Origin of the sequence: Geomonas anaerohicana, assembly GCF_016458305.1 — a bacterium.
GTDB classification, from domain to species: domain Bacteria; phylum Desulfobacterota; class Desulfuromonadia; order Geobacterales; family Geobacteraceae; genus Geomonas; species Geomonas anaerohicana.
Genome location: NZ_JAEMHL010000001.1, coordinates 136,446 through 154,357, shown reverse-complemented (window position 1 = coordinate 154,357; position 17,912 = coordinate 136,446). Strand labels below are relative to the sequence as shown.

At 61.9% G+C, this 17,912-nt stretch carries 19 protein-coding genes and 2 pseudogenes; 14 read left to right on the top strand and 7 right to left on the bottom strand.

Going from position 1 to position 17,912, the window contains the following annotated elements:
* The first annotated feature begins 250 nt into the window (after nt 1–250).
* From JFN91_RS00695 to JFN91_RS00670, 6 genes and pseudogenes are all read left to right on the top strand, one after another.
* On the top strand, nt 251–1,705 hold the full coding sequence (locus JFN91_RS00695) for a B12-binding domain-containing radical SAM protein (protein WP_199387305.1): 1,455 nt from the start codon (nt 251–253) through the stop codon (nt 1,703–1,705).
* Nucleotides 1,706–1,721: 16 nt separating this feature from the next.
* Nucleotides 1,722–1,985 (top strand): annotated as a pseudogene (locus JFN91_RS00690) (phosphopantetheine-binding protein); the annotation flags it as partial.
* A complete protein-coding gene (locus JFN91_RS00685) occupies nt 1,982–3,163 on the top strand; it encodes a beta-ketoacyl-[acyl-carrier-protein] synthase family protein (RefSeq protein WP_199387303.1) in 1,182 nt (393 codons plus the stop codon). The pseudogene JFN91_RS00690 and the gene JFN91_RS00685, both read left to right, overlap by 4 nt.
* The gene (locus JFN91_RS00680; RefSeq protein ID WP_199387302.1) at nt 3,160–4,230 is read left to right on the top strand and encodes a beta-ketoacyl synthase N-terminal-like domain-containing protein; all 1,071 of its coding nucleotides are present in this window, start codon (nt 3,160–3,162) and stop codon (nt 4,228–4,230) included. The genes JFN91_RS00685 and JFN91_RS00680 overlap by 4 nt, the downstream gene beginning before the upstream one ends.
* Before the next feature lie 411 nt (nt 4,231–4,641).
* A complete protein-coding gene (locus JFN91_RS00675) occupies nt 4,642–5,319 on the top strand; it encodes an acyloxyacyl hydrolase (protein WP_199387301.1) in 678 nt (225 codons plus the stop codon).
* A 178-nt stretch (nt 5,320–5,497) separates the two neighbouring features.
* Complete coding sequence (locus tag JFN91_RS00670; RefSeq protein WP_199387300.1) at nt 5,498–5,824, top strand: hypothetical protein; 327 nt, start codon at nt 5,498–5,500, stop codon at nt 5,822–5,824.
* Between the two features lie 95 nt (nt 5,825–5,919).
* Here the strand turns inward: JFN91_RS00670 and JFN91_RS00665 are convergent, their stop codons facing one another.
* The 5 genes and pseudogenes from JFN91_RS00665 to JFN91_RS00650 form a co-directional block, all read right to left on the bottom strand.
* On the bottom strand, nt 5,920–6,636 hold the full coding sequence (locus JFN91_RS00665; protein WP_199387299.1) for a pentapeptide repeat-containing protein: 717 nt from the start codon (nt 6,634–6,636) through the stop codon (nt 5,920–5,922).
* A 39-nt stretch (nt 6,637–6,675) separates the two neighbouring features.
* The gene (locus JFN91_RS00660) at nt 6,676–7,884 is read right to left on the bottom strand and encodes a DUF2062 domain-containing protein (protein WP_199387298.1); all 1,209 of its coding nucleotides are present in this window, start codon (nt 7,882–7,884) and stop codon (nt 6,676–6,678) included.
* Entirely contained in the window at nt 7,881–9,362 is a 1,482-nt protein-coding gene (locus tag JFN91_RS00655; RefSeq protein ID WP_199387297.1) for a polysaccharide deacetylase family protein, read from the bottom strand. The genes JFN91_RS00660 and JFN91_RS00655 overlap by 4 nt, the downstream gene beginning before the upstream one ends.
* 385 nt (nt 9,363–9,747) lie before the next feature.
* Nucleotides 9,748–10,350, bottom strand: a pseudogene (locus tag JFN91_RS22195) (alpha/beta hydrolase); the annotation flags it as partial.
* 131 nt (nt 10,351–10,481) lie between these two features.
* Nucleotides 10,482–11,420, bottom strand: a complete 939-nt coding sequence (locus tag JFN91_RS00650; protein ID WP_199387296.1) for an LpxL/LpxP family acyltransferase — start codon at nt 11,418–11,420, stop codon at nt 10,482–10,484.
* 244 nt (nt 11,421–11,664) lie between these two features.
* Between JFN91_RS00650 and JFN91_RS00645 the strand changes: the two genes are divergently transcribed.
* The 8 genes from JFN91_RS00645 to JFN91_RS00610 all read left to right on the top strand — a co-directional run bounded on the left by JFN91_RS00645 (nt 11,665) and on the right by JFN91_RS00610 (nt 16,303).
* Nucleotides 11,665–12,117 carry an ankyrin repeat domain-containing protein gene (locus JFN91_RS00645; RefSeq protein WP_199387295.1) on the top strand — a complete coding sequence of 151 codons (453 nt, stop codon included), beginning with the start codon at nt 11,665–11,667 and terminating at the stop codon, nt 12,115–12,117.
* 95 nt (nt 12,118–12,212) lie between these two features.
* Nucleotides 12,213–12,851 (top strand): hypothetical protein, encoded by a 639-nt coding sequence (locus JFN91_RS00640; RefSeq protein ID WP_199387294.1) that lies wholly within the window; start codon nt 12,213–12,215, stop codon nt 12,849–12,851.
* 179 nt (nt 12,852–13,030) lie between these two features.
* A complete protein-coding gene (locus tag JFN91_RS00635; protein ID WP_456237436.1) occupies nt 13,031–13,312 on the top strand; it encodes an ArsR/SmtB family transcription factor in 282 nt (93 codons plus the stop codon).
* 59 nt (nt 13,313–13,371) lie between these two features.
* Nucleotides 13,372–14,430: an ACR3 family arsenite efflux transporter gene (gene arsB, locus JFN91_RS00630; protein ID WP_199387292.1), complete on the top strand. Its 1,059-nt coding sequence runs from the start codon at nt 13,372–13,374 to the stop codon at nt 14,428–14,430.
* A gap of 15 nt (nt 14,431–14,445) precedes the next feature.
* Nucleotides 14,446–14,895, top strand: a complete 450-nt coding sequence (locus JFN91_RS00625) for an arsenate reductase ArsC (protein WP_199387291.1) — start codon at nt 14,446–14,448, stop codon at nt 14,893–14,895.
* 120 nt (nt 14,896–15,015) lie between these two features.
* A complete protein-coding gene (locus JFN91_RS00620) occupies nt 15,016–15,246 on the top strand; it encodes a thioredoxin family protein (RefSeq protein WP_199387290.1) in 231 nt (76 codons plus the stop codon).
* Nucleotides 15,243–15,620, top strand: a complete 378-nt coding sequence (locus JFN91_RS00615; protein WP_199387289.1) for a thioredoxin family protein — start codon at nt 15,243–15,245, stop codon at nt 15,618–15,620. The genes JFN91_RS00620 and JFN91_RS00615 overlap by 4 nt, the downstream gene beginning before the upstream one ends.
* A complete protein-coding gene (locus tag JFN91_RS00610; protein ID WP_199387288.1) occupies nt 15,617–16,303 on the top strand; it encodes a cytochrome c biogenesis CcdA family protein in 687 nt (228 codons plus the stop codon). The genes JFN91_RS00615 and JFN91_RS00610 overlap by 4 nt, the downstream gene beginning before the upstream one ends.
* Nucleotides 16,304–16,484: 181 nt before the next feature.
* On the opposite strand, the gene JFN91_RS00605 is transcribed toward JFN91_RS00610, so the two are convergent.
* Nucleotides 16,485–16,907, bottom strand: coding sequence for a protease inhibitor I42 family protein (locus JFN91_RS00605; RefSeq protein WP_199387287.1), 423 nt, complete (start codon nt 16,905–16,907; stop codon nt 16,485–16,487).
* A gap of 239 nt (nt 16,908–17,146) precedes the next feature.
* Nucleotides 17,147–17,911 (bottom strand): MlaA family lipoprotein, encoded by a 765-nt coding sequence (locus JFN91_RS00600; protein ID WP_199387286.1) that lies wholly within the window; start codon nt 17,909–17,911, stop codon nt 17,147–17,149.
* Nucleotide 17,912: the final 1 nt, after the last annotated feature.

Below are 17,912 nucleotides of genomic sequence, written 5' to 3'. Positions count from 1 at the left end.
CTTTAATCCGGATCCGTTTTGTGGAAAACTGCAGCCTGTTTCTGGGAAAGCTGCAACGGTTTATCAAATTCCAGCTCTGGTTCGCGTTAATCCGGATCCATTTTGGGAATTACTCCGGCAACTTTTCGGAAAGCCGCAACGGTTTCCGATATTCTGGATCCTTTTTACTCTGCTCCAGATCCTGTTGTTGAAGGTTGGTAAAGGGTTTCAGCAAAACGTAATCGGTAGGGAACGACGTACAAGGAACCACATGCTAGACCACCGCAAAATACTGCTGGTACATCCCTTAGGGTACCGCGCCGACGCGGCGGGGCGCGACATCTCCCGCGTCGCCAACATCATGCCTCCCCTGGGACTCGCCAGCATCGCCGCCTACCTGGAGCAGCGCGGCATCCGGGCCGACATCGTGGACTGCTACGCCCGCCCCGACTCGGACCGCGTCATCCGAGATTACCTCTTGGCGGAGCGTCCTGCCATGCTGGGACTTAGCTGCACCACCTCCAGCTTCCTGGACGGCGTCCGCATCGCCGAGATGGCGCGCCGGGTGCTCCCCGGCATCCGTACCGTGTTCGGCGGCCCCCACGTGTCGGCGCTCAAGACCGGCCTCTTCCCCAACTTCCCCGCCATGGATTACGCGGTAGTGGGCGAGGGGGAGGAGACCATGGCCGAGCTTCTCCTAAAGGGATGGGATGACCCTGCCTCCGTGGGCGGCATCATCTACCGCGACGGCGCCGACGCGGTCTGGACCGGCTATCGCGATCGCCCCCTGGTGCTGGACGAGCTCCCCTTCCCGGCCTACGAGAAGCTGGCGGGATTCCCGGCGTCGTACCGGCTCCCCATCTTCAATTACCCGAAGACGCCCAACACGAGCTGCATCTCCAGCCGTGGCTGCCCCTACGCCTGCAGCTACTGCGACCGCTCCGTGTTCCGGCGCAGCTTCCGCTACAACTCGGCCGAGTACCTCTACGAGCACCTGCGCTACCTCAAGGAGCGCTTCGGCATTCGGCACATCAACTTCTACGACGACCAGTTCACCTTTAACCGGGAACGGGTCGAAAAGTTCACCACGCTGATGACCGACCGCCCCCTGGGCATGACCTTCAACTGCGCGGTGCGCGCCGAGCACATCGATCCGGAACTGCTGACTCGCATGAAGGGTGCCGGCTGCTGGATGATGAGCCTGGGGATCGAGACCGGCGACGAGGAGTTGCTGGCCCAGCACCGCCAGAATGCCGACCTGGACCACCTGGCGCAGAAGATCCGCATGATCAAGGATGCCGGCATGCGCACCAAGGGGCTCTTGATGATCGGGCTTCCCGGAGAGACCGAGCAGAGCATCCGCAAGAGCATGGATTACGTCTTCTCCCTCCCCATCGACGACTTCAACCTGGCCAAGTTCACCCCGTTCCCCGGCTCGCCGGTGTACGAGAAGATCCACGAGCTGGGAGAGTTCCAGGAGGATTGGGAGAAGATGGATTGCATGAACTTCCTCTTCGTCACCAAGGGGATGACCCGCGAGCGCCTGGAAGAGCTGTTCCAGGAGTTCTACCGTAACCACTTCAAGCGCCACAAGGTGCTCTGGGGCTACCTCACCATGCTCTGGCGCTCGCCGGACAGCTGGCTGCGTTTCTTGGGGAACCTCTCCAGTTTCCTGAAATTCACCAGGAAGACCGAGCGCTTCGAGGCGGCGCCGGGCACAAAATAATAAAGAAACCACAAGGAGCCGTGCCATGGATACCAAGGAAAAACTGAAGCAGATACTGGTCAAGGACCTGAACCTCGAGGAGGTCACCCCGGAGGAGATCAGCGACAGCGCGCCGCTTTTCGGGGAGGGGCTGGGGCTGGACTCGCTGGACGCGGTCGAGCTCGTTGTCATCGTGCAGAAGCATTTCGGCGTGGAGATCAAGGACATGGAGGAAGGGCGCAAGGCGTTTCAGTCGGTTGACTCCCTGGCCGCCTACATCGAGGCGCGCACCGCCGCATGACCACCTGGCCCGTCGCCATAACCGGCCTGGGCTGCATCTGCGCCGCGGGCGGGACCGTGCCCGAGTGCCTGGACTCCCTCTACGCCGGGCGGCGTGCCCCCGCTCACCCGACCCGTTTCGTAAGCAGTCACCCGACCCCGTTCCCCGTGTTCGAGGTACGCGACTACCGTGAGCCGCCGGAACTGCTGCGCACCAGCGCCCTTGCCGTGCAGGCCGCGCGCGAGGCGTTCGCCGACGCCGGTTTCTCCCCGGAGGAACTGCGCGGGCTGCGGGTCGGCGTCTGCGTCGGCACCACCGTCGGCAGCGCGTTGAACGACGAGGGGTTCTGCCGCGCCCACCGCGCCGGGGAAGAACCGGACCTGTTCCCCATGGAGCGCATCCTGAACAGCAATCCCGCCGCCGTCATCGCCCGTGCCTTCAAATGCTCCGGCCCCTGCCAGACCGTGGTCAACGCCTGCGCCTCCGGGACCGACGCGGTGGGGCTCGCCGCCTCCTGGATCCGCGGGGGGATCTGCGACGTCACCATCGCCGGTGGCGCGGACGAGTTGGGACGCATCACCTACCACGGCTTCATATCACTCATGATCACCGACGACTCCCCCTGCAAGCCGTTCGACCGCGACCGTAAGGGGCTCAACCTCGGCGAGGGCGCCGGCATGCTGGTGCTGGAATCGGAACAGGTCCGCGTCCGCCGTGGCGCACGCGCCCGCTCCTTCGTTATGGGCTACGGCTCGGCCTGCGACGCCTACCATCTCACTGCGCCGCAACCGGACGGGGTCGGGTTGCGCCAGGCAGTGGCCGAGGCCCTTTCCTGCTGTGCCGTTGCCGCCGACCAGGTCTCCTTCGTCAACGCGCACGGCACCGGCACCCCCGACAACGACCGGGTCGAGAGCCGGGTGCTGGCCGAGCTTTTCCCCGGCGTCCCCTACCACTCCACCAAGGGGTACACCGGGCACACACTCGGGGCCGCGGGCGGCATCGAGGCGGTCTTCACCGTCGCCTGCCTGGAGCGCGGCCTCATCCCGGCCAGCGCCGGCTTCGAAAACGCCGACCCGGAGCTCGCCGGGGAACCGCTGCGTAGCAACCGGGAGGTTGCGGGAGGATTCGCCCTGTCCCAGTCTCTGGCCTTTGGCGGGAGCAACTCGGTACTCCTGTTCGGGAAGGGGGATGCAGCGTGACGCGGCTTTTGGTCAAGGGGATAGGCGTTGCCGGAGCATTCGGCACCGGGGTGGAATCTTTCCAGAACGCCCTCGCAGAGGGCCGGGTGACAGTGGGATCCATCGATGTGGCTACGGGTGAGGGAGTGCAGACCGTTCCCGCCTACCGCGCCGACACGGCGGGGCTGGAGGAGTTCGTCCCGAAGCGAGCCCTGCGCCGGGTGGACCACTACTCGAAGCTCGCCCTCTTGGGGAGCTACCTTGCGCTCAAGGACGCGGAGATGCTCGGCGCCGACCTCGGCCGCATCGGGCTCGTCATCGCCAGCGGCTACGGCGCCACCGCCACCACCTACGCCTTTCTCGACTCGCTCATCTCCGGGGGCGACAACTGCGCCTCCCCGACCCATTTTGCCAACTCGGTGCACAACGCCGCCGCGGCCAACGTCGCCATCACCCTGGGCATCAGGGGGCCGAGCCTCACGGTGAGCCAGTTCGACATGTCGGTCCCCTCCGCACTGGTGAGCGCCCGTCAGTGGCTCGCCGAGGGGAGGGTCGACGCCGTCCTCTTCGGTGCCATCGACGAGGTGTCCGAGCTGGTCGCCTACCTGCAGCACCGCCGGTGCGGCCCGCGGCACGCCGTCTCCATGGTCCCCTTCGACGCCGGGTCCGAGAGTTCCATTATCGGCGAGGGTGCCGCCTTCCTGGTCCTCACCCGCGACGAGGGCGGCCCCGCCTACTGCGGCATCGACAGCGTCGCGACCGGCAACATTTTCGGCGGTGAGCTGTCACTCCCGGACGACGCCCTGCTGCTCCTGGGTGCCGATGGCCGCAGCGAGCTGGCTCGACGCTATCTGGACGCCGTGCCGGCCGGGGGGAAGGCGGCCTGCTACACGCCCCTCTACGGCTGCATGCCCGCGGCAGCCGCGTTCGACCTTGCCGCCGCCGCACTGGCGCTTAAAAGCGGGCGAGCTTTTGCGAGCCCCGCGGGACCGAGTCTCTTTGCACCCGGAAAGGGCGACGTATCCCGCATCTGCTCGCTAAGGCTTGCCGGTCCCAGCGAATACGCCACCGTTGTCATGTCCTGCTGACCGCCGCTGGAATGCCGAGGACGTTGCCCTACGTCCCCCCCTTTCGCGAAGGGGGGACAGGGGGGATTTGCCTTCAGCGGAAACGCTTCTTTCAGCTCAGCCAGCTACACAAGCACTAAGGGGACAGGCACCTGGCTGAGCCAGTCCCCCTCCTTTCCCTGGTTCCCAAGCTCCAGCTTGGGAACCCAATATGGCGCAAAGCTCCAGCTTTGCATCCGAGGGAAGCTGGAGCTTCGGAAAGGCTTTGCGTTCCCAAGGTGGACCTTGGGAACGAGATCAAAGGGGACAGGCACCTGGCGGAGCCAGTCCCCTCAAGCCCCATGACACTGCACCTGCCCTAGCGTTCCCCCCTTGTGAAAGGGGGGGCAGGGGGGATTTGCCATACCGCGACCCAACTCGAAGGGAGCAAAAATGAAACCTGCCCTGCCCAAGCCGCTCTTTAAATCCGCCCTCCTGCTGCTCCTGACCTGCGCCGCCCTCGCACCGCTGCCGTCACGAGCAGCCGATGCCACAGCGCCGCCTGCCTCGCAACCGGCACTCTCCCAACCAACAGCACCGACACCTGCCGAAGCCGCTGCACCAAAGAAGGCATTCGCCGACGACCGCCTCCCCGACCAGCACGGTTTCGCCCTGGATTACGGCTACGTCTACGACCCCGGCCCCTCCCGGACCTTCGCCATGGCGCGCGGTTTCGCCATCTACGACTACGGCTCCGCCTGGCGTATGGACAACTGCCCCAACACGCTGCGATTCAAAGTGGAAGCGGCCATCGGCAGCACCCTCACCCCCAAAAGTGACATCATGGCCTCGGTCAACATGCTGGCCGTCAAATACCCCTTCGGCCTGACGGGAAAAGTGCTCCCCTACGGTGAAGCCGGTATCGGCATCATCTACACCCAGTTCCGGGTCGAGGGGCAGGGTCTCCATTTCAACTTCAACCCCCTGCTCGGCCTCGGCCTCGAACTGCCTCAGCAGGACGGCAAGAACATCTTCGGCGCCGTCCGCCTGCACCATCTCTCCAACGGCGAGCTCTACCACGAAAACCGCGGCGTCAATTCCGTGGTGCTCCAGGTCGGCCGGATGTTCTGATCCCATTCCCCTCTCCTCAAATCCCCGCTATAGCTGTACCTGCTGGTCCCACTCTGTTTGACTTGACCTACTCATGTGGTACTACTGCAAATGAAATGAAAGTATTCTCTGAAAGGGGGGAAAAGGCAGGACCAGCATGTCTACTGACCGGAGTTAACCCAGAGTACAGGAGGCCTCTATGAAAAGAATGTTACTTGTTGCGGCGGCTATGTCCGCACTGATGGTGGCAGGATGTACGAGTGATCCTCTTTCATTCAGAAAATGTAACATGACCAATGCCAAGGTCATCGGTCCGACGGAGGGAAGCTCCACCGGCATCATGCTGTTCCAGTTCATCCCCATCAACCAGAACCACCGCTTCAACGCGGCCTACAACGACGCCATCAGCAAGGTCGGCGCTACCTGCCTCAACGACCCCGTGGTCGAAGAAAGGTGGTTCTGGGCCTACGTATTGAATGGCTACAGCTTCACGGTGAAGGGAACAGCCGTCAGAGAAGCGCCATAATGTCGGATCGTAGACGAAACTGATGTGACAAAAGGCCACACCCCGAAGGTGTGGCCTTTTGTCGCCCTTCCTATCTGGACAGGGAAACGCAGGTACTATTTAGCACATTTAGTCGTAGCATCGATTATAGCTCCGGCTCCAGTAAGATCAGAACACTTCACTAAAGCAGGCGTGTCCTTCCCGTTAAAGTCCGTCACGACGCCGAAGTTCGCACGCGACAGGTCAGCACCGGTGAAATCCGCCCCTGTCATCTTAGCCCCCTTCAGGCGCGCGTTATGAAATACCGCACCGTGAAAATTCGCTGCTGTCAGATCCTGGCTGGTAAAGTCGATTCGCGAGAGGTCAGCGAAGGCAAAAACAGCTTCTTTCATTGTTGTATTCTCGAACTCAGCTGCACCGACCATTGCACCCGTAAAGTTGGCGCGTGTGAGGTTGGCCCGTTTAAAATTGCACTTCTGCACATTGGTTCTGCGCATGTCCGCGCCGGTTAAATTGGCTGCTTCAAAAGTGCAATGGTGGATATAAGCACCGGTGCACCTTGCCCCACTCAAGTTGGTCTCGGTGAAATCTCCCCCGTCAAGGTTGGCCTGTTCCAGCACCGTGTTGCTTAGATCTGCCTGCTGAAATTTCGAAAACTCAAAATTGATGCCGCCTAAGTCCATGCCGGAGAGTCGTCCGGCGCTGAAATCACACTGGGGGCATTGACGCTGTGCTTTGGCGCGCTCGACGATGATGGCTTCGACAGCCCAAGAGGGCGCAGTTTGCGTGGCAAGCACCACGGTGGCAGCAATCATCTGCACAACTTTTTTCATAGATTCACCTCATTGTTCATATTTGTGCGTAGCTCGCACTCACTCACCTTCCGGCGCTGGCGCGGCGGCGTTCCTGCGCCCGCGCAGCGCCCGCACCAGCAAGAAGGTGGCCGCCGCACCGACCGCACCCAAGAGCGGGCCGATCAGCAGCGAGCCGAGCAGCCACTCCCACAGCCGATGGTGTACCTCATTCAGTAAGGTGTGGCGATTGAAGTCGTACCAGAAGCTGCCGTAGCGCAGGTAATGGCCGACCTCAATGCAGGCCAAGGGAACGAATGGGGCGATGCACAGGTTCCCCGCACCGACGGCGGCCAGCTTGTTCAGGTGCAGCCGATGCGCGGCGTACACGGTGGCGGCGATGCCGAACGGGATGATGGGGAGGGAACCGATGAAGATCCCGAGCCAAACTGCGGCGGCAAGCTCCATGTTGCTGCAGTGCTCCCGGCACAGCGCCTTGAAGAACTCCGCCGGCCTTAAGATGCTGGGCAGATTCCGCGCGTCGCTGTCACCCTTGAACAGCCTGCGGTGCGGCCACGGTATCAGCGAACGGGTCACAAGGAACGTGTGCAGGCAGGTGAGCCGGAGGTTGTCCTTGAACTTGTGGAAGTGCGACACCCGCTCGTCCCCCGGCGGGTAGTACACGGAGACCGGCGCGGACAGAAGCGGCAGTCCGGCCCAGCAGCCCCGCACCAGCACCTCGATCTCGAAGGTGTAGCGCCGGGTGATGAACCGGGCCCCCTCCAGGAACGCCACCGGGTAGAGCCGATAACCGCTCTGTGTATCGGGCAGGGTCCGCCCGCATTCGATCCGCACCCAGAAGTTGGAGAAACTGCGGCCGAACACGCTGGAACGAGGCACGTTGTCGGTCTCCATCTCCCGCGCCCCCATCACGATGCAGGGCCATGCGCTGCTCCCGACGTCCAGGATGCAGGGGGCATCGGCAGGATCGTGCTGGCCGTCGGCGTCGATGGTGAGCAGGGCCTCGTACCCGGCCGCGCGCGCCAGCTCCGCACCAGCGAGGATGGCGCCTCCCTTCCCTTTGTTGCAGGGGAGCCGGTGCCGGAGGATGGGAAGATCCGCGACCCGGTCCAGGCTTCCGTCGGTACTGCCGTCGTCGACCACCAGCACTTCCAGCCCCTGGTCGAGCGCCTTCTGCACCACGCCGCGCAGGGTGGCGGCATGGTTGTAGACCGGCACCAATACCAGGGTCCTGGGCCATTTATCCCGGCCCTCATTCACCTCGCTCACGGCGTGCCCCCCGCTGCTGCCGTCACCTGAGCCGCGGTGCTCTCCGGCTTGCGCGCCACCACCTCCAGCAGCATGCCGCCGTTGATGACGCACTTCAAAAGGTGCGGAGTGATGCTTACCGGCTCAAAGCCCGCTTCCCGGAGCATCCGCTCCATCCGGCCGCGGCTGCGCGATTGCAGCCACATCCCCTGGCGCATGGCATTGCCGATCTGGGTGAACAGCCTGAACAACGAGGTGCGGGCGGTGATGAAGTAGATGGTCCCCCCCGGCTCGACCTCGGGGGAGAGCTGCTTGAGAAGTCCCGGCAGGTCCTTCAGGTATTCCAGCGCGGAGAACGCACAGACCACCGAGTAGGGCCCCGACAGAGGCAGTTCCTCGACATTCCCCTTCACGATGCTCACGTTGTTGATCCCCTCCGCCTTGGCCTTGTGCTCGAGGAGCTGCAGCATCTTGGCGGAGATGTCGACCGCCACCACCTCGGAGCAGTTGCGTGCGATTTCCAGGGTGAAGATCCCGGTTCCGGCGCCGATCTCCAGCACCCGGCCGCGCCCGCTGAAGAGTGTCGGGACGCGGGCTGCGAAGAGCTGCTGCTCCATGGTGCGTGACATGGAAACGTTGGAGTGAAACTGCTCGTCGTCGTACCCGGCTGCCAGCCCGTCGTAGAAGAGTTCCGCGGGATCGGGGGAGGCGCCTTCCCGCTGCATGACCTCCCTGCCGATCAGGCGCGCCAGCGGCACGATCTCCAGATCTTTCCCTTTGATCCCCTCGATCAGCCGGGAAAATTCGGCCAGCAGCTGCGCCGGTTCCCCTTTGGGCGGCGCCACGTCGTGCAGCAGGACGATGTCGCCTGGCTTCACCTTGGCGAGGATCTTCCGTGCCAGGCCGGCTATCCTGCGGTTTCCCATGTCCCCCGCGCGGCAGCTGAAATTGACACAGAACATCCCGTTTTCCAGCAGGACCCGCCACAGGCGAGAGTTGGTGATCCCCACCGGCGGCCGGAAGGCGAGCGGCTGGATGCCGAAGCGCCGCAGCACCTGCTGTGCCCCCGCCACCTCGCTGCGCAAGGTCTCCGTTGTCTTCAGCATGAGGAAGGGGTCGTGGTTCAAAGAGTGGTTCGCCACCGCGTGCCCCGCGGCCAGAATCGCCTCGATCAGTTCGGGGTAGCGCTCCGCACGCCGTCCGGTGACGAAGAAGGTCGCGTTGATGCCGTGCCGGCCCAGAAGTTCCAGCACCTTGGGGGTTACCTGCGGATCGGGACCGTCGTCAAAGGTGAGGGCCACGCCCCGGGCACCTTTGGCACCGCGGCTCAGGATGGGAAGAAAAAAGCTGAGACGGGGGAAAAACGGCGTCAACAGGCACAGCAGGATGAAAAGGGCGAGCGGCAACGCGGCCCAGATAGGGTCGATGAAAAGTAACAGGGTTGCGATCTGGAAAGCGGTCAGCGCCACCAGGTGCGCCGGGGACAGCGGGCATATCATGGAACGGATCCTTGGCCTGGGTGGGGTCGAATCGGCAAGGCATGATGACGGAAAAGCGTAGCAAAGTCAAACGCAGTCCGGAGCGGTCGGGAGGCCTCGCTGCGGTCCCGGCGGCTGGTATGGCAAGGAGATAGCTCTGCCAGGCGGCGAGGTAGGAGGCCGGGGCGACTTCGTAGGCGTCGCAGTGACCACCGCCGGCGACGATGTGCAGCATCTTGGGGAATCCGGCACGCAGGTACAGGCGCCGCGACATTTCCACCGGGGTCACCGGATCGCGGTCGCCGTGAATCAGCAGCAGCGGCACCCCGGCTCGGGGAATCTTGTGGAAGTTGTCGAAGGAAAGCCTGATCCCCCACCAGCCTACGGTGAAGTAGGCCAGCCGCGAGACGTGCTTCACCATGTCTTCCATGGAGGTGAAGGAACCTTCCATGACCAGCCCGGCCGGCTTTCCTTCCAGCGCCATCTGCAGCGCCACCGCAGCGCCCAACGACTGCCCGAAGAAGATAATGCGATCCCTACTCCATCCCTTGCTCTGCAAGTAGGCGAGTGCGCCGCGCGCGTCCCGGTAGAAGTCGTTTTCCTTGAACGCCTCGCCGTTGCTTCTGCCGAAGCCGCGGTAGTCGAAGATGAACAGGGGCAGCCCGCTACTGTGCAAAAGCCTGAGGCAACCCATGTTGTCGGAAAGGTTGCCGGCGTTGCCATGGAAGAGGAGCACCAGCGGCCGCCCCGGCTTCCCCGGCAGGAACCACCCGTTCAACTCGACGCCGTCGCGGGTCTTGAACCACACCTCCTGGTACGGGATGTGATACTGCGCCGGGGTCACGGTGAGGTTCTGTTTGGGGACCAGGATGTAACGGTTCAGGATGGCGCAGCCTACGAGCGAGAGCAGAGCGCAGACGAAGAGGAGGTACCGGGGACGGAAGCGGTGGGAGCGCGGCCGGAAACGGTGGCAAGGCGTCGGGGGGCGTGGTGTCGCGGCAGCCGGCATGCGCGTGACCCTTTGAGACACCGGCCGCCAAAGCAGATCAATTTTGCCTCGGGCGACCGGGCAGTGGAATTTGCGGCAGCTATTAGCTTTCCACGTCACCCCGGTATGTCAACGCCCCGCTCCCGGTTCTGCTACCGCTTTGCCGTGGTCTCGCCGTCGTCATCCCACATGTCGAAAAAGTTGAAAAACTGGTACGGGTGCTCTGCGGTGAAGCGCTCCAACTCCGCAACGTACTCCTTCACGAAGGGGCGGTACGGCTCTCCCGAGCGCCCGCCGAGGTGCGGCACACTCAGCACCTTGGCAAGGTTGAGGGCATAGCTCGCGGCGCCGGTCTTGGTGGGGAAGATGAAGGCAATGGGTGCGCCGGTCGCCGCGGCCAGCTTGTAGGGGCTGTACGGAAAGGCGACCTCACCGCCGAGGAAGCGCCCTTTGATGGTCCCGCTTTCGCTCCCCATGGCCCGGTCCCCCATGATGCAGACGATCTCTCCCTTCTTGAGGGCCCCCATCATCTCCAGCGTCCCGCCGAGGTAGCCGGCGGGATCGATGATGCGGAAGGGGCTGTCGCCGCCGTGCTCGAAGAAGTGGCGGTCCAGATCCCCCTCCTGGCGATGAATGAGGAGGTTGACCGGCGTGGCCAGGAACTTGAGCACCGCCATCGCCCCCTGCCAGGCACCGACGTGCGAGGTGACCAGGATCAGCCCCTTTCCCTGCCCGACCAGTTCCTCGAGGCGCGCCAGATCGACCTGGTCGACGGTGATCCCGCCGGTGCCGAGTATCCCCAGCGCAGCCCGGTCCACCAGGACCTCGCCGATGCCGAGACTCAGGCGGTAACAGTCGATGAGGCGGCCCACCCCTTGCCGCTGCGGGAACCGACGCGAGAGGTAGGGGAAGCAGCGTCGGCGTACCGCCGGGGAAAAGAGCACGTAGTAGAACACCACGCAGCGCAGGAGCAGGTACGCCGCACCCCGTCCGCCCAACCGGATCAGGGTGTAGAAGATCCAGTGCTGGAAGCCGGAGCCGATGCTCTTGCTGCTCCACTTTTTCACGTTCTGTAGGGTGTCTTGATTCATCTGGTTCGACTCTTCTGGAGATTGTCCCGTAAAGCCGCAGGTGCGGCTGATATGCTGCCGCGGCAGCAAAGAGGGCGATTTTCTATAGCACATCCGGCGCCGCCAGGGAAACCGTTCATTTGCTGCACCGGGGCAAATCCGGGATCACAGGGAAGATCCCCTCCATAAGTTAAGATTTTCATTGATTTGACGAAGCGAGATGTTAATATCCTCGATTTGAAACCTTTAAGGCCAAGGAGGGCGTATGAAACGGTTTGTGATTTTAGCGATTTTGGTCATGGCGGCGCTGTTCCAGTCCGGTTGCGCCGGGGGCGGCATGTCTCGTGCCGCAGTGGACGGCGACCTGCAGGCAGTGAAAGAGTTCGCCAGCAAGGGGCAGGACGTCAACGGCGTCGACAAGTGGGGCTGGACTCCCCTTTTGTGGGCGGTCTACTACGGCAACTTCCCGGTAACCGAATGGCTGCTGGCCAACGGCGCCGATCCCAATGTCAAAACCAAGGAAACCTACGGCAACTACCTGCCGGGCACCACGCCCCTGATCCTGGCAGCATCCTACGGCCGCGATGACGCGGTAAAGGCACTGCTCGCCAAGAACGCCGACCCGTCGGTGGTGGACCGAAGAGGGAAGAAAGCGCTGGACTATGCCGAGGAGTATCAATTCGACAAGGTCATCGCACTTTTGAAGCACAGGAAGTAGCCGTTTCTCAGCGCGGGGCATGCCCGCCGGCCGGTTGGGGCCAAAGCTCCGCCCCCGCCGACAACTTCCCCAGGAGCTAGGATAAGGAGAGAGACATGATGAAGGTGCTGAGCAAAGTTTCGTTGCTTGCTCTGTCAGTCGCACTGAGTGGCTGCGTGGTCGGACAGAGCTACCGTTACCACGACACGAACCTCCACGTGGAAGCTTCCGGGAACAAGTCGGTAGCCGTTGCCGCTGTCGATCGGCGCCCGTACGTGGTCTCTGCTGAGAAAGAGCCCAACTACGTCGGCACCCTGCGCGGTGGATTCGGCAACCCCTTCAACGTCACCACCGAAAGCGGCAAGCCGTTAGCAGACGACATGTCCCTGGTGGTCTGCGGTTCCCTGAAGAAGAAAGGGTTCTCCTGCACGCCGGTCACCGTCCCGACCAACGAGGCCGATGCGCAGGTTAAGGACAAACTGAAAGGCGCCAGCGCCGACCGGCTCATGCTGCTCGTCATCCGGGAGTGGATGTCCAGCACCTACACCAACACCGGCCTCAATTACGACGTGCAGCTCACCGAGATGGACCGGGAGGGTGCAGTTCTTGCCGAGAAGCAGCTGAAAGGTGAAGACGACCTCGGCGGCAGCTTCATGAACCCGCCCGGCCACGCCAAGGAAGCCGTTCCGGCAGCGTACAAGAAGAAACTCGAGCTGCTGCTCAATGACGCTGCAGTCGCGAAAGAACTCCAGTAACGTGAAATAAATAAGACCGAGGCTTTACAGCCTCGGTCTTATTCAATGGGGAAAACGACCAAAAGGGTTAGGTGACAAGTTTTTAGGTTGACATATCCGCCTATCCGAATATATTTGCCGGCATGAAAAAGACAGTTCAATATTTCAGAGCTTTGGCCGATGAAACCCGCCTCCGCATATTGGCACTCCTCCTCACCTCAGGGGAACTCTGCGTCTGTGACGTCACCGCAACGTTACAGCTTCCGCAGTCGACGGTCTCCAGGCACCTTTCTTATCTCAAGAACGCCGGATGGGTCAACGACCGCAGGGAAGGGGTCTGGATCTTTTATACCGTGGCCACGGACGACGACATGAAGCATCAGCTCGCCGCTGTGCTCAAAGAGCGCCTGGCCGAGATCACGGTGATAGAGGAAGACATCAAGCGGCTCGCTTCCTTTTCCGAAGGTGCTCACTGCGCCTGATTTTTTTATCCCAATATATCCGTCCATTCGGATGAAAAGAACCGTTCTAGGAGTTATTCATGTCTGCCGGCCTTTCCAAGAAGCTGTCATTCCTCGACCGCTACCTCACCCTCTGGATCTTTCTTGCCATGCTCGTCGGTGTGGCGGCAGGGTACCTCATCCCGGGAGTGGAGGGATTCATCAACTCCTTCCAGGTAGGCACGACGAACATGCCCATTGCCGCCGGTCTCATTCTCATGATGTATCCCCCTTTCGCCAAGGTGAAGTACGAGGAGATGCCAGAGGTGTTCCACAACAAGCGCGTGCTGGGGCTATCCCTGGTGCAGAACTGGCTGATAGGACCAGTCCTCATGTTCGTCCTGGCCGTGGTGTTCCTGCCGGACAAGCCGGAATACATGGTGGGCCTGATCATGATCGGCCTGGCCCGGTGCATCGCCATGGTCATCGTCTGGAACGAACTGGCGAAAGGGAACACCGAATACGCTGCCGGTCTCGTCGCCTTCAACAGTATCTTCCAGGTCCTCTTCTACAGCGTCTATGCCTGGTTCTTCATCACGGTTCTTCCCCCGCTCGTCGGTCTCTCCGGCAGCGTGGTCGATGTCAGCATCGAGCAGATCGCCAAGAGCGTCTTCATCTACCTCGGCATTCCGTGTATCGCCGGTGCGGTCACGAGACTCATCGGCGTGAAGGTCATGGGCAAGGAGCGCTATCACCGTGAATTTGTCCCGAAGATAGGGCCGGTCACCCTGGTGGCCCTTCTTTTCACCATCGTCGTCATGTTCAGCCTGAAAGGGAGCCTCATTGTCCAACTCCCGCTGGACGTGGTCCGCATTGCCGTCCCGCTCCTCATTTACTTCATCTTCATGTTCCTGGTGTCCTTCTGGATGGGTAAGAGGCTGGGAGCCGACTACTCCAAGACCACGACCCTCGCGTTCACCGCGGCCAGCAACAACTTCGAACTGGCGATAGCGGTCGCCGTGGCAGTTTTCGGCCTAAATTCAGGCGCCGCGTTCGCCGCCGTCATAGGCCCCTTGGTGGAGGTACCGGTGATGATTGCCCTTGTCAATGTCGCGTTCTGGTTCCAGCGCAGGTACTTTGCCCGAACCGGTGCGATTTAGGAGGAAGGAACGCAAATGGCAAAGAAAGTAAGGGTCCTGTTCGTCTGCATACACAATAGCGCCAGGAGCCAGATGGCCGAGGCGTTTTTGAAACAACTTGGTGGTAATTCGTTCAAAGTTGAGAGCGCCGGCATCGAGCCGGGGAACCTGAACCCGCTGGTGGTGCAGTCGATGCAGGAAGTGGGCATCGACATCTCGGGGAATCGGACCAAGGACGTTGCCGGATTTATCGAGAGAGGGATTCGCTTCGACTACGTGGTCACCGTCTGTGACGAGACGAGCGCCGAGCGCTGCCCGACCTTCCCGGGTGCTGTGAAGCGGCTGCACTGGGGCTTTCCCGATCCGTCGGTTTTGCAGGGTACGGCCGGGGAAAAGCTTGCGCGGATCGGGGAAATACGCGACGCGATACGCGCCACGGTAAAGCGCTGGATCCCCCTGGTAAGCCAGGAATCAATCCAGGAATAGAGAGGTTACGGATGGAGCGGCACGTCCAGGACTACTCTGGGAGATCAAGATCTGTGCCGCCGAGAAACAGGAGCAGAGCCTCCAGGGAAAAGCTCCAGCTTTATAGTAAGGAGAAAGAGCATGAAAATCGAAGTGCTGGGCACCGGGTGCGCCAAATGCAAGACCCTGTACGAGAACACGAAGAAGGCCGTCGAGGAGAGCGGTGCCGCAGCGGAGGTGCTGAAGGTCGAAGACGTGCCATCCATCATGAAGTACGGGGTGATGACTACTCCCGCGCTGGTCATCGACGGTGAGGTAAAGTTCTCCGGCAAGGTGGCGTCGGTAGTGGAAATCATGGGGCTGTTGTCATGATGCGACTGCTCGCAGCTACCGTACTGCTGTTCGCAATTCCCGCCCATGCCGAGCTTCCCTCCGCCTCCGGCGCAGCTATCCGCCAGGCACTTGCCTCCGGCAAACCTGCCGTGATCGACCTGGGTGCACGCACGTGCATCCCATGCAAGAAGATGGCGCCGATCCTGGAGAGCCTGGGGGCGGAATACAGAGGGCGGGCATCGGTGCTATTCATCGACGTGCATGCCGACAATGCCGCTGCCGAAAGGTTCAAGGTCCAGATGATTCCGACCCAGGTGTTCTTTGACGCCAAGGGGCGCGAAGTGAAAAGACATGTCGGCTCAATGGAAAAAGCGGACCTCGTCAGGGAGTTGAAAGCGCTGGGGGTGAAGTGAGTTTCCTCGACAACGCGGAGCAGATCATCGCCGCCTATCCGCTGATCGCCTTCGGGATGGTCTTCCTGGCCGGGGTGTTGTCCTCCGCCTCGCCGTGCGTCTTGGCGACCATCCCTCTGGTGGTCGGTTTTGTCGGCGGATACGCCGACGGTGACCGGGGGCGCGCCTTCAGGTATTCCCTTGCTTTCGTGCTGGGGCTGTCGTTGACCTTTACCGCCTTCGGTGCGGCCGCCGGTGTCTTCGGCACCATGTTCGGGACGCTCGGGGGATGGTGGTACGTGGCCGCCGCAGCGGTGGCGCTTGCCATGGGAGGGCAGCTCCTGGGGCTCTACGAGCTGAACTTCTTCTCCGTTGTCGACTATCGGCCGAAGCGGGGAGGGATACTCGGAGCGTTCCTCCTGGGTCTCTTCTTTGGTGTCGTTTCCTCACCCTGCGCGACGCCCGTCCTGGTGATCCTCCTGACGGTGGTGGCCGCCAAGGGAGGCCTCCTTTACGGCGTGTCGCTCCTGTTCACCTATGCCTTTGGCCACTGCCTCCTCATGCTGGTGGCAGGGACTTTCACCGGCTTCGTCGACTCCTTCATAAAGGCAAAGGGTATGGTCGCTTTTTCCCTATGGACGAGACGTGCGGCAGGGGCGCTGGTCGCTGCAGTTGCGATATTTTTGCTATTACAAGCTTTCTAGCCCCGTTGCCCTCGCGACAAAAGGGGCGTACCAGCATCTGTAGCACCGCCCGCAGGGCGATAATCCCGTGTGGGGATGCTCTGACCAGCGCCACAAGATTTTGAGTGTTACGGCCAAAGAGAGGCCCTTCCGTCTCCACATCCCTGGTAAATTTCATGGCTGTTCCTCTCCCCTCGGCAACTTAACCGGTATACGACGTCACAATGACGGCGATTTCGAATGATCTCAGCGGAGCCGCGCCGATTTCCCATGGGCGCCGATACACCATCTTCAGGGTTGCGGTACCCGGCCTGACTGCGCGAAAGGAGTAGATGTACGTCGCGCCGGCTCCAATGGCGCTACTGTTGGGAACGGCATCGGGTTCGCCCTGCTGGCTGAGTATTGATGAATTCACCACTTCCCAAACGAATCCGGTGGACCTGTTCCCTGGGAGACAGACTCTAAGTGTCGCATCTTGGCCGATACGTAAGGTTTTGCCGGAGTCCGCCTCGGTCAGTGAGACTGATTGCGCTCCCGATTCCTTCTTGCACATCATAAGGGACGTGCATCCGCACCCCGACATGGTGATGACGGTGGCAATGACTGGGAGGACGATGTTCTTCATACGGTTCCTTTCTAGAGGCATGTACTGCGATCATTCGGAAGCCGGCGGCAACGCAGCGGCCGTGGAGGGTGCGCGAGAAACACTGCGCCGGCGTTCAGCTTTGCCGCCTCGCACCGCCTGTCCTCACCCTTTTCGAAGCCGTGGGCCGCGAATTGGGAGCCGGGTCTGTTTTTCACAGTCATTTGTCCTCCCTGCAATTCTCATTTCACTATCGATCCGGGGGATGCCGGTACTCGCCATCACCTGAGGATCTTCAACTCGCGCTCCTGGCTGAACAGGTAGCGCACCATGTAGTATTCGAACGGGTAGTCGCTGTCGTAATAGCGAAACGTCTCCCGGTGGCGCAGGTCCACCGTCTCCAGCCCCGTTACCCCCTCCTCTATCGCGGTGCGGGCTCCGGTCCCGCCGAACGGGTCCACAACACTCATGGTCGCCCAGCGCACCCCGGCGTCGACGGCGAAGCCGCCCGCGCTGCGTGCCGTGTTCGGACCGAGGATGGGGAGCACCAGGTACGGGCCGTTGCCCACCCCCCAGGTCTCCAGGGTGCGGTCGAAGTCCTCGACCTCCCGCCTCATGCCCAAAGCGGTGGCCGGGTCGAAGACCCCCCCGATCCCGATGGTCGAGTTGGTCAGGAAGCGCCCCAGGGTCACCATGGACTTCTTCCCCTTGGCCTGGAGGACGCAGTTGTAGAAGGTCCGGATCTCGCGCAGGTTGCTGAAAAAGTTGCTGACGCCGGTCCGGGCGAACCCCGGGACGACGGTTTCGTAACCGGTAACGAGCGGAAGCAGCACGAACCGGTCGGCCTGGTAGTTGAACTTGTAGATCCCTTTGTTTAGGCCTTCCCAGGGGTCGCTGGTCCGCGAGACGTTCTCGTCGTCGCGGAACTCACTTACCGTGTGCATGGGCGGTTCCTCTCCCGGAAGATTCGCGCTTCTCGCAGCGCAGCCGGATAGGGCGATAAGAAAAGCGGTGGCGGTAATTAATTTCGCGGCGTTGCTGATCATG

Coding starts and splice junctions, on each gene's coding strand:
- JFN91_RS00695 (WP_199387305.1), top strand. CDS start 251: ATGCTAGACCACCGCAAAATACTGCTGGTACATCCCTTAGGGTACCGC.
- JFN91_RS00685 (WP_199387303.1), top strand. CDS start 1,982: ATGACCACCTGGCCCGTCGCCATAACCGGCCTGGGCTGCATCTGCGCC.
- JFN91_RS00675 (WP_199387301.1), top strand. CDS start 4,642: ATGAAACCTGCCCTGCCCAAGCCGCTCTTTAAATCCGCCCTCCTGCTG.
- JFN91_RS00670 (WP_199387300.1), top strand. CDS start 5,498: ATGAAAAGAATGTTACTTGTTGCGGCGGCTATGTCCGCACTGATGGTG.
- JFN91_RS00665 (WP_199387299.1), bottom strand. CDS start 6,636: ATGAAAAAAGTTGTGCAGATGATTGCTGCCACCGTGGTGCTTGCCACG.
- JFN91_RS00655 (WP_199387297.1), bottom strand. CDS start 9,362: ATGATATGCCCGCTGTCCCCGGCGCACCTGGTGGCGCTGACCGCTTTC.
- JFN91_RS00650 (WP_199387296.1), bottom strand. CDS start 11,420: ATGAATCAAGACACCCTACAGAACGTGAAAAAGTGGAGCAGCAAGAGC.
- JFN91_RS00645 (WP_199387295.1), top strand. CDS start 11,665: ATGAAACGGTTTGTGATTTTAGCGATTTTGGTCATGGCGGCGCTGTTC.
- JFN91_RS00640 (WP_199387294.1), top strand. CDS start 12,213: ATGATGAAGGTGCTGAGCAAAGTTTCGTTGCTTGCTCTGTCAGTCGCA.
- arsB (WP_199387292.1), top strand. CDS start 13,372: ATGTCTGCCGGCCTTTCCAAGAAGCTGTCATTCCTCGACCGCTACCTC.
- JFN91_RS00625 (WP_199387291.1), top strand. CDS start 14,446: ATGGCAAAGAAAGTAAGGGTCCTGTTCGTCTGCATACACAATAGCGCC.
- JFN91_RS00620 (WP_199387290.1), top strand. CDS start 15,016: ATGAAAATCGAAGTGCTGGGCACCGGGTGCGCCAAATGCAAGACCCTG.
- JFN91_RS00615 (WP_199387289.1), top strand. CDS start 15,243: ATGATGCGACTGCTCGCAGCTACCGTACTGCTGTTCGCAATTCCCGCC.
- JFN91_RS00605 (WP_199387287.1), bottom strand. CDS start 16,907: ATGAAGAACATCGTCCTCCCAGTCATTGCCACCGTCATCACCATGTCG.
- JFN91_RS00600 (WP_199387286.1), bottom strand. CDS start 17,911: ATGATCAGCAACGCCGCGAAATTAATTACCGCCACCGCTTTTCTTATC.